This window comes from Nostoc sp. (genome assembly GCF_036916975.1).
Classification (GTDB): Bacteria; Cyanobacteriota; Cyanobacteriia; order Cyanobacteriales; family Nostocaceae; genus Nostoc.
Genome location: NZ_JBALFF010000095.1, coordinates 26,367 through 42,385, shown reverse-complemented (window position 1 = coordinate 42,385; position 16,019 = coordinate 26,367). Strand labels below are relative to the sequence as shown.

Annotated in this window: 11 protein-coding genes and 2 pseudogenes; 4 read left to right on the top strand and 9 right to left on the bottom strand. The window is 39.5% G+C overall.

What is annotated here, in order from left to right; translation table 11 throughout:
- Positions 1–358 precede the first annotated feature (358 nt).
- A complete protein-coding gene (gene psaK, locus V7K73_RS24055) occupies positions 359–619 on the top strand; it encodes a photosystem I reaction center subunit PsaK (protein ID WP_334883737.1) in 261 nt (86 codons plus the stop codon).
- A 267-nt stretch (positions 620–886) separates the two neighbouring features.
- A complete protein-coding gene (locus V7K73_RS24050) occupies positions 887–1,573 on the top strand; it encodes a hypothetical protein (RefSeq protein WP_334883733.1) in 687 nt (228 codons plus the stop codon).
- Between the two features lie 548 nt (positions 1,574–2,121).
- Here the strand turns inward: V7K73_RS24050 and V7K73_RS24045 are convergent.
- The 4 genes and pseudogenes from V7K73_RS24045 to hemN all read right to left on the bottom strand — a co-directional run bounded on the left by V7K73_RS24045 (position 2,122) and on the right by hemN (position 6,470).
- Positions 2,122–2,862 carry a DUF3891 family protein gene (locus tag V7K73_RS24045; protein ID WP_334883731.1) on the bottom strand — a complete coding sequence of 247 codons (741 nt, stop codon included), beginning with the start codon at positions 2,860–2,862 and terminating at the stop codon, positions 2,122–2,124.
- Positions 2,863–3,255: 393 nt separating this feature from the next.
- Positions 3,256–3,948 (bottom strand): manganese catalase family protein, encoded by a 693-nt coding sequence (locus tag V7K73_RS24040; protein WP_334883729.1) that lies wholly within the window; start codon positions 3,946–3,948, stop codon positions 3,256–3,258.
- 172 nt (positions 3,949–4,120) lie between these two features.
- Positions 4,121–4,421, bottom strand: a pseudogene (locus V7K73_RS24035) (GlsB/YeaQ/YmgE family stress response membrane protein).
- Positions 4,422–5,087: 666 nt separating this feature from the next.
- Complete coding sequence (gene hemN / locus V7K73_RS24030; protein ID WP_334883727.1) at positions 5,088–6,470, bottom strand: oxygen-independent coproporphyrinogen III oxidase; 1,383 nt, start codon at positions 6,468–6,470, stop codon at positions 5,088–5,090.
- A gap of 469 nt (positions 6,471–6,939) precedes the next feature.
- On the opposite strand from hemN, the gene acsF reads away from it, so the two are divergent.
- Positions 6,940–8,034, top strand: coding sequence for a magnesium-protoporphyrin IX monomethyl ester (oxidative) cyclase (gene acsF, locus V7K73_RS24025; RefSeq protein WP_334883725.1), 1,095 nt, complete (start codon positions 6,940–6,942; stop codon positions 8,032–8,034).
- 202 nt (positions 8,035–8,236) lie between these two features.
- Here the strand turns inward: acsF and V7K73_RS24020 are convergent, their stop codons facing one another.
- The 5 genes and pseudogenes from V7K73_RS24020 to V7K73_RS24000 all read right to left on the bottom strand — a co-directional run bounded on the left by V7K73_RS24020 (position 8,237) and on the right by V7K73_RS24000 (position 15,524).
- Positions 8,237–9,730 (bottom strand): radical SAM family RiPP maturation amino acid epimerase, encoded by a 1,494-nt coding sequence (locus V7K73_RS24020; protein ID WP_334883723.1) that lies wholly within the window; start codon positions 9,728–9,730, stop codon positions 8,237–8,239.
- A gap of 320 nt (positions 9,731–10,050) precedes the next feature.
- Positions 10,051–10,536 (bottom strand): NHLP leader peptide family RiPP precursor, encoded by a 486-nt coding sequence (locus V7K73_RS24015; RefSeq protein ID WP_334883721.1) that lies wholly within the window; start codon positions 10,534–10,536, stop codon positions 10,051–10,053.
- Positions 10,537–10,951: 415 nt separating this feature from the next.
- A pseudogene (locus tag V7K73_RS24010) lies at positions 10,952–11,299 on the bottom strand (magnesium transporter CorA family protein); the annotation flags it as partial.
- A 61-nt stretch (positions 11,300–11,360) separates the two neighbouring features.
- A complete protein-coding gene (locus tag V7K73_RS24005; protein ID WP_334883719.1) occupies positions 11,361–13,418 on the bottom strand; it encodes a tetratricopeptide repeat protein in 2,058 nt (685 codons plus the stop codon).
- 264 nt (positions 13,419–13,682) lie between these two features.
- Complete coding sequence (locus V7K73_RS24000; protein ID WP_334883717.1) at positions 13,683–15,524, bottom strand: aspartate kinase; 1,842 nt, start codon at positions 15,522–15,524, stop codon at positions 13,683–13,685.
- Positions 15,525–15,583: 59 nt separating this feature from the next.
- Between V7K73_RS24000 and V7K73_RS23995 the strand changes: the two genes are divergently transcribed.
- Positions 15,584–15,742 (top strand): hypothetical protein, encoded by a 159-nt coding sequence (locus V7K73_RS23995; protein ID WP_334883715.1) that lies wholly within the window; start codon positions 15,584–15,586, stop codon positions 15,740–15,742.
- Positions 15,743–16,019 lie beyond the last annotated feature (277 nt).

The window sequence follows — 16,019 nt, the reverse complement described above, 5'->3', positions numbered from 1 at the left end:
TTTGAGCAACTTACATTTGATGAGGTGATATCTATCTCATCTTATAACTTTATTTTAGAAGCTCTTTTCTATGCAGCTTCATATTAAATTGGTATAAGTCCTATACATGCATTAATGTTGAGTTGGACGAAGCGAAAAAGCAGGCGCACGCACAGCCTCTTTTAGAGAAAGTAGTTCGATAAATTAAGCTTTTTGGCGATTTTGCGTAAGTCCTAAATTAATCACGTTGAACTCACGTTGTATTAAGTAGTGAGAATAAGTGTTAAATATTGATGCAAAATCGGGTACTTTCTGGAATTTGCGTCGGAAAGTCTCAGATTATATTTGCAATCATTTATAAATTTCAGGAGCAAATCAGGTGTTTACTTCAACCTTACTCGCTGCTGCAACCACGCCTCTGCAATGGAGTCCCGCAGTTGCAGTCATTATCATTATTGCTAATATCGTTGCCATTGCCTTTGGTAAATCTACCATCAAATATCCCAACGCAGAACCAAAACTACCCTCACTCAATTTCTTAGGTGATTTTGGTTTACCAGCCCTTTTAGCAAGTACTGCCTTTGGTCATATCTTAGGAGTGGGCGTTGTCTTAGGGCTGCATAACCTGGGAAGAATTTAGGTTTTTAGCCAAATTAGGCTTTATTCGATAATTCTTTTGTCTCCAGCTTTGAGCCAGAAAGTTAGTTATCTGGCTCTTTTTTATTGAATAATAATAGCGTGGGGGAAAGAGGCTTTTCCGATTTTTGCACAGATGCGGTAATTATAAATGATTAAAGAAGTCGTTCGTCTGAAGTACAGTTTTGTAACGGGGATTTAGACCCCGCCTAACATACTTGCGTGATTTTGGAACTGGGGGACTTAAACCCACGTAACTTATTAACCGGACTTGATATTAACTGTTAGCTGTACTGGGATAGGTATCAGTAACAGTAAAAAACTCGATACCGGAGTCGGAGAAGACACGATCACTGGCACAGGTAACGGCGGCAACGGCGGTACTGGAATCGGTATCCAAAACACTAAAGACGCCACCATTACTACAGGGTTGGGCAACGACACGATTATCGGTTATGGCAACAGTTTAGGAAAAAATGCCACCACCTATGGCATCTTCAACGATGGAGTCATTGATCAGGGCAATGGTTCTGACAAAATTACTGGACAGGCATCTTCAACAATTGGTGGTACTGCATACGGCATTTATGGACAAGGAATCATCAACACTGGCGATGGGAATGACTCTCTTATCGCCACCAGTATTCTAGATGGTGTTCAACAAAAAGTCTCTATCGGTGGCGGTATCAAGGTTGATCTGGGTACTGGGGATGACTACTTCAAAGGATTTGGGGAAGCGAATGTTGATGGTGGTAAAGGTTTTGACACCCTGGATTTGAGCGCTTTCAAACGCTCCCAACTGATTGTATCTGGTGTTATTTCTGGCAATACCCTTGAAAGTGCCAACATCAGTTTCAACAACAATGGAAACTCCATTAGCTTGTCTACGACTGGCTTTGAGAAATTTATCTTTGCAGATAGCTCTTTCTGCTACAGCACTTTAGCAAACGGGGCATGAGGAGTGTTAAGGGACTTCCAAAGAATAATTAATCAACAAAAACCAAGAAACTCCGCTCAAACAATAATGATAATCATTAGAAGAGGGGGAGAAAGCGGTTGCCTCTGTCTTCCCCTTTCTCCCCCTGTTAAATATCTAAGAGAAGCTTTGCACTTTGTTTATAATTCATTCCTCGCAATCACCTTTTGTACATTTCTCAACAAACGGTATCATACAGTACTATTTTTTATCGATACCTTTGGTGAGCTTCGCTAACGCAAAAGTTTTCGGTCTACTTCAGTAGACTAAAGATTTTTGGCTATATTTAGTCATCTCTCAGATGACTTTCGCTATTAGTAAGGAACTTCAGTTCCTTGCGGGACATGGCTTTCACGTTAAGTTGACACAAGAAAGGCATTGCACCTAGCCCCTACACCTCGTGATGTAATGTTGTACCTTATCTGAATGGGAACCGCTATATTTATCGGTGGGTCTAAGTCTTCTAGCAACGCTACATGTAAGTAACTGATAACTGATAACTGATAACTGATTATGGCGGCGACAACTATCTAACTCTTAACGAATGTCCACTCTAGTACCTTGATGGGAGCTTCTTGTAGTGCTTGAGCTAGTTCAGCGCTGCTCTCAAATTTAACTTGGGAAAGGTCGCAGGCTTCGACGTTGACTGTAAATTTTTCGTCTTGGAAAGGCCAAGGTTTGACAACAACCAAGTTATCGCTGCGCTGCATGATGTCATAGCGCTGACCTTCAGGGCCTTTGCTAATTTCTAAAAACCGCTCATCCTCAGGTAGTTCTTGCTGACATAAGATCAGAGAAAGGCGATCGCACCATTGCATAAATGCATAGGCTGCATCAACTTCTTCTTTTTCGATACCTAGTTCTTTGCGCCAACGTTGCTGGTTTTGCAGTTGCTCATCTAATATTTTGTCTAGTTCTGGAAACTGACCCCGGCTTGGCTCATTTAAACGGCTGATGTGCATGGAAATTAGTAGAGCCACCCACCGTCCCCGGTAGCGAGCATTCTTTACCAAATCGGCTAATTTATTAATACCAATTTCTGCATCTTTTTTTGTGGCCAGGGTAAAGTCCAATGGCGCACCGGCTTCAGTCAGAATATCTTCTTCCCACTCTTTTTCTAGATCATCGTGATGAGAAATTGCAGCGATAGTTTCATATAACCTTGCTGGAGCATCTTTACGCCGCCACTGTCCCCCCAGTTGAGCTGCTAGCAAAGCATGAGCGCGGTGATAAATGACTTCCCAACCATTTGGAGTAGCGTTGACAATCACAAATTAATCTCCTGATTCTTAGTTTTGATTTTGAGTTGAATTAATTTCTGAATTCAGAAACATCGGGGTATAGATTGAAGAGGCGATCGCTCTGACTTCTTCAGTGTGGCTTAATATTTATAGCCATTTTCAATTGAGTCTAACTTAGTCCATTATTCATGGCGCTGAGATATATATCTAAAGCGCGTATTGCATCCAAATTAATATCAGCAAATACTGATCCGCTTAAATTCCCGACTTCTTTAAGAAATCGGGAATATTATAGATAAAGTTAAATTTTTGCTCACAAATCCCTGATGTAGACAAACAGTTTAACCATTGCTAAATAAAGTGGGCTGTTTGCCTACCTAACGATTGAGAGTTTTCAAGAAGCTCTAACTGCAATCTATGGAATTAAGAGTGCTTTTCTAACGGATTCGCAATGTATTTGAATGTTGGCTCAGAATTCCAAGGGCCACGCTCGTCTTTACCATCTCCGTCTGTAGATAAGTTGTAGTAGAGAGCAACAGTTTCATCTGGCTTAATATTACCAAAGAACGGATCTGTCAATTTACCCAGCGAATCTAGAGCTTTCATAAACATCTGGGTATGAGAAATTTCTCGTGTCAACAGATGGACTAAAGTTTCTTGGGTTCCTTTATCAGTTGCTAACTTAATCAGTTCTTCGTAAGTCTGACGAGCGCCAGCTTCTGCTGCAACGTTAGCTCTTAAATCACGTACTACATCTCCGCCTTCGTTCAAATAACTTGCAGTCCAAGCATTACCCTGGCTATCTAGAAAATGAGGCCCCATGCCTCGGACTGCAAATAGAGTACTCTTATAAGCCTCTGTTTGATCCGTATTCTTAGTATGAGCTTCAATGAGTTTACCAACCATTTCTAAATGGCTGAATTCCTCGATCGCAATGTCTTGGAGCATGTCTTTAATTCCAGCATTTTCGACATGGAATGATTGAACCCAATATTGAAGTGCTGCACTAAGTTCTCCAGTAGCTCCGCCAAACTGCTCTAAAAGCAACTGAGCAAAACGAGGGTTTGGTTCAGTTACGTTAACTGCATGAATAGGCTCTTTTTTGTGAAAAAACATAGATTTACACTTCCAAAAATTATGATGTTAGAGAATTGAAAAACTATTTTATTGTCTTTCAGCATCTTTCCAAATATAGCTAATTTGAGATTTAATAGCTTCTCAAACTGCTTCACTAAAAGACCAATAAAATAAAGTAGTCATGTCAGTTTTGATAACTGTCAATCAGCGATTAAGCATTGCTGCTTCTTCTGATTAATCCCCAGAGGTAAATAGCAACGATTGCGCCAACCACAGCCACTAAAATACCTGGAAGAGTTAAACCAGCGCCAGCCGCAGTAATTTGGAGATTTCCTGTTCGTAGTAAGGTAAACAGACTTCCACCGACGAAAGCCACAATAATACCCAAAATCATTGTGGAGAGAATTCCACCACCCTGATAACCAGGATGAATAGCTTTAGCGTAAGCATTGCCCGCCGTTAGGCATCGCACCTGCCAAAAAGCCTAAAACTACCCAAGCAAGAATACTCATAACTCCCTCAACAATCCCACTTGTATCTAAGTTATCAACTCTGATTCACAATTCTTTCTACCAGATGGGATAAATGCTAAATCCAAAAGTTAGACAAAAAACTTTACGTCAAGGTTCAGATGGAAATTGGAATTTTTATTTACACGATAAAAAGCCTAAACATAAGTTTTGTCAGATAAATCAGGAGTTATTGAATACACAAGTCTAGACGTTATTTGCTCTAGAATTCATTAAATAATCAATAATATATTTTTTATATCTATCTTAAGATGTAAAAAAATAATCTAACTTTTTGGAGATGCTTTAAAATAATTTGGAATTTGTAATTTATTTTGTAATTAGTTAAATCCCCTCAACCGTATTTTGGCTTAAATCTTTTCCCTCACCCCCAGCCCCTCTCCCAAATTTGGGAGAGGGGAGAAATAATTCTAGTTCGGCGAATCCTAAATGAAGGGATTCGGGGTTAGGGGATGAGGGCTATCAAGTTTTTTGCGCCTGACGGGATGCTCCCATAGTATGTAACCGTTACTTGTATAATTTATATCATAACTACAACTATTGATTACTTATTAAATCCGAATAATCCCTCCCCGCTTTTCGAGAGGCGATTAAGAGGAGCCAGTGCGGTTTTCTGGCTTGGCGCTAGTCTCTTATGCGGACATGGTATCAAATGGCGCGGGAGAATTTTGTATCTCGCATTCTTGTATGAGTATCAAAGATGACGGCAATATTTCTGACTAGTAATCTACCGATATCTGTAATCTGGATCTGATTTTTTGATATACTGACTAGACCATCGGCTTCTAGTGGTTTTAACGCCTCTAGTTCCTCAGAGAAATATTCATCAAAATTGATATCGTATTTGTTTTCAATATCTTGCTTATGCAATTGAAAATGAGACATAATGCCCATGATTACATCGCGTCGGATGATATCGTTTTGAGTAAGTTTAATACCTTTGCTAACAGGTAAAGCACTGGCTGCAACTGACTGATAATAATCCTTTAATTCCTTGTGATTTTGAGCATAAGCATCTTCTAGCATACTGATGGATGTAGAACCAAAACCAAATAGTTCTGTCTCAGCATGGGTAGTGTAGCCCTGGAAATTGCGTTTGAGAGTGCCATTGCGTTGAGCGATCGCTAGTTCATCATTAGTTTTAGCAAAATGATCCATCCCAATAAATAGATATTGGTTATTCGTTAATTCTTCAATGGTCATTTTGAGAATTTCTAACTTTTCCTCGGCTGGGGGTAGCGCCTCTTGAGGAATATTTTTTTGTGTAGGTTTGATCCAGGGTACATAAGCAAAGTTAAAGACAACAATTCGGTCAGGATCTAACTCAACAGTTTTTTTCAATGTCTCCCGAAATGTCTCGCGGGTTTGATAAGGTAAACCATAAATAAGGTCTACATTCACACTTTGAAACTTAGCTTCTTTAACCCAACTCATAACATCAAATAGCATTTCTTCTGGCTGGACACGATTTACAGCTACTTGAACTTGGGTATTAAAATCTTGAATGCCAAAACTTATACGGTTAAAGCCAATTTCTCTGAGAAAGAAAATGTAGTTTTTATCGATATAACGAGGATTAATCTCAATTGATATCTCTGCTTGTGGATCGATGTTGAAATGGCGATTGATCTTTTTCCATAAAAATTCTATTTGGTGACGATCCAAGTAATTAGGAGTACCGCCTCCCCAGTGGATTTGCAGCACTTTTCTATCTCGATCGATTAAAGCTGCGGTGTTTTTAATGTCTTGAGCTAAAGATTCTACGTAAGGTTTGGCAATATTCTTGTTGTTGGAAATTACCGTGTTACAGCCGCAGAAGTAGCAAGCACTTTGGCAAAAGGGGATATGGAAATATAAACTCATAGGAGTTTTGCGTTGATTCGAGGCTGCGATCGCGGCCTTAAAATCAGTTTCAGTAAATGTTTCGCTTAACTCTGTAGCGGGCGGGTAACTGGTGTATCTAGGTGCGCGAGTGTCGTACTTTTGAATCAGATCCAGATCAAACTTGACACCAGGTAATAGAAAAACCATTGAGTTGCTTTCCAGTGAAGAGGGGGATGAGGGGGATGAGGGGGATGAGGGAGCAGGGGAAGAGTAATAACTCCTAACTCCTAACTTTTAACTCCTAACTCCTAACTTTTAACTCCTAACTCCTAACTCCTAACTTTTAACTCCCATGTAGCGAGTGTAGGCATGACCTAGCAATAAGGCTGGTTCACTATCTAAATACTGCTGTATTTCTCCTAAGATTATTTAACTATTAATTTATATATAACTCTAAATTTATTAGTATTTATTTATATTTTTCTAATTTTCTCCCTTAGGCACTTCCCACTTAAATAGTAACAATACTGATTGTGGGATAGGCATTTAAACTCTCCTGAAACAACGCATAATAAGTTTATTTCTCACAATTTACTCTCAATAATTTAACTGATGTCTACAAAGAGCTATTTATGCTTATATAACTTTTAAAGGATGAAATAATCAAAGGATTCTTATGGTTAAGTCTTTAGAAACCCCCGAACCTGAGTTGCTAAAACCAGGTGTAAAAGCGCCTGTTCAAGAAACATTATTAACACCCCGGTTTTATACTACTGACTTTGAAGCTGCGGCGCAATTGGATATTTCGTCCCAGGAAGCTGAGTTACTGGCAATTGTAGAGGAATTACGAGCTGACTATAACCGTCATCACTTTGTCCGTGATGAAGAATTTCAGCAGTGTTGGGATCACATTGATGGAGAAACGCGCGTCGCCTTTATTGACTTTTTGGAACGTTCTTGCACTTCAGAGTTTTCTGGGTTTCTGCTGTTTAAAGAGTTATCACGCCGTCTGAAAAACCGCAATCCGATTTTGGCGGATGCTTTTAATTTTATGGCGCGGGATGAAGCACGCCATGCAGGATTTTTAAATAAGTCAATGGCAGATTTTAATCTTTCCCTCGACTTAAGTTATTTAACTAAAAATCGCACTTATACCTTCTTTCCGCCAGAGTGGATTATTTACGCAGTCTACCTATCTGAGAAAATTGGCTACTGGCGCTACATCTTGGTGTACCGCCACATGGAAAAACATCCAGAACACCAAATTTATCCTTTGTTTCGCAAGTTTGAAAGTTGGTGTCAGGATGAAAATCGACATGGAGATTTCTTTAAAGCGCTGCTGCGATCGCAACCTCAATTATGGAACAATTGGAGAGCTAGATTATGGGTGCGTTTCTTTTTACTGAGTGTTTTTGCTACTCATACCTTGACAGTATTTGAACGCGCTACGTTTTATCAATCCATTGGCATAGATCCGCGCGAATATAATACCAGAGTCATTCAAGAGACGAATAACACCGCCGCGCGGGCATTTCCTTTGATTTTGAATACAAATCATCCAGAGTTTTTCCGGCGGTTGGAGAAGTGTTCTGACCTTAATTTGAAATTAGCAGAGATTAACAACAGCGATGCCTACGGCGGCAAGCTACGCTCACTAGTTGTCAAATTCTGCCAAAAATTACCCTTGATAGTCTCCATTGTTGGGCATCTATTGCAGACTTACCTAATTAAACCCGTTGATGCTGAATCATTGAGAGGGACAGTTCATTGAAAAAGTCAGGAAGTTCTGCTTAATGGAGTTGGAACCCCCCAGATTTATTCGCAAGGAAGGTTAATTACCTTGAGTCTTAATGGGAAATAGCAATCCTATTTGATTTGCAAACAGCGACAGGCTCAGATCCCTGACTTGTTTAATAAGTCGGGGATGTTTTTGTTCATAACTCCTGCACGGATTGTTATAGCAACTTGCGTTATTATCCAATCTCTTTGTGTGGTGAATGCTCTATCATACTCTCCTGAAACATTTGGTTTAAGTAATACAACGTTTGAGTTAAATCAATTCCTTTTTCGCGTTCCAATAACAATGCCAGTTCTGCAACAGTTTGACACTTTCCGAACGCAAATTCTACTATTTCTTGAAGTTGTGGTGTGCCATCAAAGGTATGCTTCACCGATTGGGATGACAAGTGAATAGCATCTTCATCCTTCTCATATTTTAAATCCGGTCTAAAACTGATGTTATGTTGCAAGCTCAAGGTTAGTGGCATGTGCTTCTTAATCATTTGCTTTAGAACTATATGCAGTTCAGAAGCTGTATTGAAAGTAGCTTCATCGTAAACGCGATATCCTAAAGGCCATGTTTCATCGGCATTACATGGACTGATCAACTTAACAGTCAAGTCTACCATGTTTAACAAAAACCCAGAAACACAAGCAATGGTATCAGAAACGTAAGAACCATCATAAGTATGAAAATGATTGGACGCTTCTACCCGCTTGCGAAAACGCTCCTCACGCGCTCTCCCTGCGTAAGCTTTCGCGCCAAAAGCCTCATCATTTTGGCAGATAAGCTCAACAGACATCAATTCTTCAGCACTAAACTCCTGATGAACTTTATCAAACTCTTTGAGAGTCAAAAGCGAAAAACGTTCCACTACGCCGTTTTTTTCTTTAGACAATTTTAAGAGATTCTTAGTTCGTTGAGGATTCCTCATGGCTGATGCTGTAGTAGTCTGAGGAAGATTATTTAAGACTGCATGAAAGTCAATCAGGAAATGTTCATAATCAGGATTATCCAGAGGATCTGTCGCCCAATAACAAAATCCCTGACTCGCTCCTGGGCCAATTACTTCCCTGAGAACTTCTAGTACTTGACGCCAAAGACGAGCATTGTCTTCACTATAATAAAAAATACCTTCTAGACGCTGGGCTGCTACTCCACAAAACCAACATCCCACTGAACAGCCTTTAGAAAGCTCTATTGCGAAAGGGGCATGAACAATACTATGTGCTTTTTCAAAACCACATTCGCTAGATATACGACGGATTTGGCGCGATCGCCAGGCTTTAAATAATGGATCAAGTGGAACTCCTTCTTCCCGTACCTTGTCCCGGTATTCCAAGCTCTCACTGATATATGCGTCGTATTGTTTTACTTTGAGAGGGATTGGTCTATCTGGGTCATAAGTTTGGAGAAATTCGATGTCCCATAACAGCCTGATTTCTTCTGGATCTATATCAAGGTTATATTTACGCGTCATGCCATAAGGGTCAAATGGAAGAGTTTCCCGAAATTCACGATCGGCAGACCACCTTTCTAGAAATCGTTTAATCTTTGCTATGGTTGCAACATAGTCTGTATCAATATTTTGCTGATTGCCTAATAAGAGTTTTATATCCCCTGTTTTCAACCCTTCCTCAATAGAAATTGTTGTCATCTCCCAACTATTTTTTTCGGCGATTTGCATAGATTATTCCGTTTTTTTCTGTTAAATTTTTCAGTTATTGCACTTTTCTAGAGTGGCACAAGCAACATAGCTCATCAGTTAAAGGTTAAGCTTCTAAACAATTTGTCAATAAGTAATATAGGAATTAGGTTTGTTTGATTTTTTCAAAACTCTAAGTATCTGTAAGTAGGGCTATACCTTACAAAGCCCTGATATGTAAAACATACCATTTACTACGTGTATTTCAAAAATCAAATAGTAGCCTTATTAAGTAGTTGATTTACAAAATAATTACTATTCACAAGAATAATTTGGTCTTAACCTTTCACCGATGAAGATAGCTAACCTGTTACAGCAACTTTAGTTTTTGTTACTACAGCTGCGACAGTAGCTATAAGTACCTGTTTAGCAGCTACTAGCTGCGAACTTACAACCGATGGTATACCTCCGTGTATTGCTTCCAAGGTAGATTCAGTAAGAAAATCTTCATGAGGAATAGGTAAAATAATAAATTGCAAATTTTCAGTATTTTGAACAAGAACTATTTCTTGTTTTGGCTGGAGTGGCAGTAAATTTTGTATGCCTCCGATCAGATCATTATAGTCATTAGTAGAAACTTCTTGCGGAAAGACGATGTATTGACGTTGAGAAGTATTTTCTAGTACCTGAATTTCTATGGTTTCAGGAATGTTATCTACACCAGCTTCTCGCAAAATCCTTTTCGGTTCAGCAATGAACATTGATTTATATTGCGAATCATCCCAAGCCTTGGTAATTACATCTGCAACAATAAGTCGGTTTTTATCAATATTAAACCAAGCAACCATCTTCTACACCTACATTAAGTAACATTCATAAGTTAGATGATCATGCAAAATAATCAAATTTAAAATACAGTATTTTTAGTGATTAGTAACTTATTTTTCGCTTTTGCACAAAATATTATAGCGTTTCCTATTCGCACAGCCTTGTGATATCGTGTCCGGTTAAAGACTTATCATTAAGGCTGCAAGGGGGCAGTTCTTACTGTTCTTGCTGGGGGAAAGAGTTTGAGCCTTGTTTACTTTTATTCACACAGTTTGGTTTGATTGCGCCTACTTACTTATACCCTCTTAGGATGAGCAACAATAACCGATGCTCCAGAATTTATAATTACACACTCTTAATACCATGAAAAGTCAAGCTCAGATCGCCGACTTCTTCAAGAAGCCGGGGATGTTTTTGTTCATAACTTGAACAAAGCTACAACCAACGTTGTTTTTTAGCATAGATAATACTACCAATCACAATTAATGCCATCACGCAGATCACCGCAGGATAAGCCCAAGGTTCCTCTAATTCCGGCATATATTTGAAGTTCATGCCATAAAAACCAGACATGAAAGTGATTGGTAAAAATATAGTCGAGAGAATAGTCAAACGATTAATTCGTTCACCAGTTTTGCTAGCAATATTATCGCGTTGAATTTCCATTAATTCTGACATCCAGGCTCTCAAAGCTTGATATTATTGCCAGAGTTTATCAACGTGATGAACTAATTCTTGATTGAATAGTTCCTTCACTGGTTGGGTTATCCATTGGAAATTTTTACGTAAGTCCTATATTTAATTCACGTTCCTTAAAATGGTATTACTAGTATTGAGTCATAGCTCAATTTTTTTCTCTTTTACCAGATTTAGGGCGGGTAGTTGTCGCTGGTGCTGAATTATTTTGCAGAATTGCAATTTCCCTCTGTGCATCTTGATAACTATCTTGTTCCCCTTGCTGTTGGAATAGTTTTGCAGCTTTTTTGAAATCTGCGATCGCTCCCTGTTTATTTTTCTGTTTAGTGCGAATCACGCCGCGATTATAATAGGCTAAGGCATTGTTAGAATTAATTGCGATCGCTCGTGAATAATCTTGATTTGCAGCTTTTTTATTTCCCAGTTCGAGATAAGCATTACCACGGTTGTTGTAAGCCACTACATCATTAGAATCTAATTTTAGCGCTTCGGTGTAATCTTCAATAGCGCCTTTATAATCTCCGAAAGAAAAGCGGTGAATACCTCTATGGATGTAAGCTGCACTAAATTTAGGATCAATCTGTAAAATAGCGTTGTAATCTTCAGTAGCTTCGAGGTTATCTCCTATATCGCTGTAAATATCACCACGATTAAGATAAGCTTCTATGTATTTGGGATTGATGTTAATTGCGTCCGTATAATCTTTAATTGCTGCATCTTTTTGGTTATTAATAGATTGAGTTAAACCTCTTTGATAATAACCTTTAGCATCACTAGGATTAATCTTAATTACTGTATCAAAATCTTGGATTGCTTCAAGTCTTTGTTTGAGGCGACGGTGAATAATCCCTCGCTGCAAGTAAGCTTCGGTATACTGAGGTTTGAGAGCGATCGCTTTGCTAAAATCTTCAATTGCTCCTTTATTATCCTTCAGTTTAGTACGGGCTAACCCCCGGCCATAATAAGCATAAGCATCCTGAGAATTTAACTTAATCGCTTGGGTATAGTCTGCGATCGCTTCTTTGTACTTACCTAATTCAGACAAAGCAAATCCTCGGTCAAAATAGGCATTAGCATCTTGAGGATTGAGTAAAATAGCTTGGCTAGAATCTGCTTGTGCTTGCTCGTAGTCTCCTAATCGATAATAAGCATCGCCTCGCCTATTATAAGCCAAAGCATTTTTTGGATCTAATTCAATCGCCTGATTGAAATCTTCAATTGCTCCTTCATAGTTTCCTGCATCATATTTATTGACTCCCTCTTGATATAATGTCTGTTGAGCATTTGTTAGAAATTTTGGCAACCTCAGTTGCCACGCCCCAACACCAAGTGTGATACACCCAGCTACTCCAGTCAGAACTAGTAATAATTTTTTCTGATGCTGTTTTTCCCGATTGCGTTCAAGATTTGTTATCTTTTTCAGATCGTCTAAAACTTCGGTTGCATATTGGTAGCGCTTACGATAGTCAAAACGCACCATTCTATTAATAATTATTGCTAATTTTTTGTTAACTTTTAGATTTTTGTTTCGCCAAACTATTTCACCTGTTAGCCGATTTTTCTGAGTTCGTAAATTAGATATTTCGGTTCCAGATAAACCTAAAAGGGCTGCGATCGCAACCATACCTAAAGCATATATATCGCTGTTGTATTTCAGATTGCCGTTAACTTGTTCTATAGGCATATATTCGATATTTTCAATGGTATTAGTCATGGCTTCATTAATCCCAAAATTAACCAAAACTAATTTTTTGTCTGATTCACGGCGAATAATATTAGCTGGTTTAATATCCCGATGAATCACGCCATAGCTATGTACAATCACTAAAATTTCTAATATATCTGATAAAAGACTAATTACTTGGTCTTCCCTTAAAGGTTGTCCTTGAATAATTTCATCGGTTAAAGGATTCCCGGCGATCAATTCTTGGACTATATATAATTCTTGATTTTCTTCAAAATAAGCAATTAGCTTTTGAATTTTTTCGTGTTTCTGTCCTAGTTTTTCTAAAGTTGCTGCAAGACTGGCAAACAAATGGTGTAAAATTGTTAAATTTTGAGGATTGTTACTAGGAGGACATAATTGTTTTACTATAAATTGGCTGCCAGCAAGATTAACATCTTCAACTAGATAGGTTTTTCCCTTTTCACCATCATTGAGAACTTTAATTATTCGATAACGTTCATTTAGTAAATGACTATTCATCAATATAAATATAGTCTGATAAATTGTTTTATTATAGCTTAGAGGATGAATGAACAAGTTTTGGGCGAATAGAATTATACACAAACTTTCGTCCGCCTTTCCTTCGGAACGCCAGCCGAACGCGCACTAATACAAAATCAGCAATTTAAAACCCACGGAGGTGGGTTTCGTCTGTGTAGACGCGATTTCTAATCGCCCAGGTAAGTAACTTTATAATGTTCTATCGCAATAGATAATCAGCAATTCAAAATTCAAAATTTAGTTCTAGGCTGGGACGACAAATTTCTCACTACCAGCCAGTCCAAAAGCAGCATGAATAGCCTGCAAAGCTTTAACACCTTGCTCTTGTGCCACGACACAGCTAATTTTTATTTCTGAGGTAGCAATCATTTGAATATTAATTTGGTCTTCGGCTAGTGCTTCAAACATTTTAGCGGCTACACCTGGTTGTCCCACCATACCTGCACCTACAATACTGACTTTAGCGATCGCACTATCTAAAATAATTTCACCCCATCCTAATTCTGCTGCTACTTCGGTAAGCATTTCTTTTGCATTTTCCCCATCGATCCGCGACACTGTAAAGGCAATATCTCGTCTGGGAACACCATCAATTACCCGACAGCGCTGAGATTGGATAATCATATCAACGCTGATATTATGCTGCGCTAACAGTCCAAACAACTTCGCCGCCATCCCCGGCCGATCTGGTAATTGGCGAATCGCAAGACGCGCTTGATTCAAATCGAGAGCGACACCGCGAACGGGGGGTGGGGAGTGAGGAGTTAGGAGTGAGGAGTTAGGAGTGAGGAATTCTCCTCTGCTAAGAGCTTCCTGCTCCCCTGGCTCTATCTCAAAGGCGCTGCGGAGTGCGTTGACGGCGCGATCGCATTCGGCTGCATTGACTACGCAACTTACTTTGACTTCGCTGGTGGAAATCATCTGGATGTTCACGCCTGCTTCTGCTAGGGTAGCGAACATCTTCGCAGCTACACCAGGACGGCCAATCATTCCTGCGCCTGCGATGCTGACTTTGGCAATGTTATGTTCTACCATTACCTCGGCTTCGTCAGATTTGGGGTTAGATTGACTTCTCAGTGCTGGGGCGATCGCTGCTGTTACTGCTTCTGCCCGTTTTAATATTGGTGTGGTGACAGTAAAGGCAATGTCATTACTGTTACCTTCATGAACTGACTGAATAATCAAATCTACGTCTATTTTTTGCCGAGAAATTTCCCCAAATAACCTTGCTGCTATACCTGGTTTATCGGGTACGCGCAACAAAGCAACCTTTGCTTGGTTAGTGTCAAATTCTACAGCATCCACGGGGAGGGCAATTTCTAGATTGATTAGCGATCGCCCTTGGGGTTTGGCTGATGTTACCCAAGTACCGGGGGCATCCGTCCAGCTAGACCTAACTACTAAGGGGACACCATAGTTGCGGGCAATTTCCACAGCGCGGGGATGCAGCACTTTTGCCCCTAAGCTAGCTAATTCCAACATTTCATTGCAGGTGATGTCATCCATCAACTGGGCTTCGGGAACTAAACGGGGGTCTGTAGTTAAAATCCCTGGAACGTCTGTATAAATTTCACAAAAATTCGCTCGTAATGCGGCTGCGATCGCCACCGCCGAAGTGTCAGATCCACCACGCCCCAAAGTTGTAATTTCCATTTCTCCGGCGCTGGATGTCCCTTGAAAGCCCGCTACTACAACTACTTTTCCGGCATTTATGTGACGAATTAGGCGAGTAGTTTCAATATGTAAAATCCGAGCGCGGCTGTGTTCGGCTTCGGTAACAATTCCTACTTGAGCGCCAGTCATCGAAATTGCTGGTTGTCCGAGTTCCTGCAAAGCCATACTAAGTAAAGCGATGGTGACTTGTTCCCCAGTAGAAAGCAGCATATCCATTTCCCGGCGGTTAGGATTTGCAGAAATTTCATTAGCGAGTTTGACGAGTCCATCGGTGGTTTTGCCCATTGCCGAAACTACTATTACAAGCGAGTTTCCAGCTTTAACAGTTTTATAAATACGCCCTGCAACAGCTTGAATACGTTCGACTGAACCGACAGATGTACCACCGTATTTCTGAACTATGAGCGCCATAACTTTTATGCAATTCCCTTGTGTCTGCTTTGATCAATGCCCCGCCAGGTTAAAAAGCCTTGAAGACTTATCAGTTATATAGTTTACTAAATATCGTGCAGAATGCCCCATCTAATCTTCAGCCTTATGCACGAAATACATTTAAATGTGCAACAGCTTATACCTGGAAACGTCGTTTGCTTTGGCATGGTGATTATTTTTTGGGGATGCTTTCATAAGCTTTTAGTCATTAGGGATTTGTCAACTACCTTTAGTACTCCAAGTCACGCATTCACGCATAATTGTATTTTGAGCTTCTTGCGGCATTTTAAATGGTATATTTATATCCGCATTGCGGCACTAGTTAGTTTTTATTTTTATGACTCTAAATGTCGAGTGTGGTATTAGTCGTATACTGAACACAATAAATCATACAGAAAATTCATAATTAGCAATAAATTACCGCCAATTTAAAGATGACTTTAAAAATGATTTAATAGATATATTTTGTGAGAA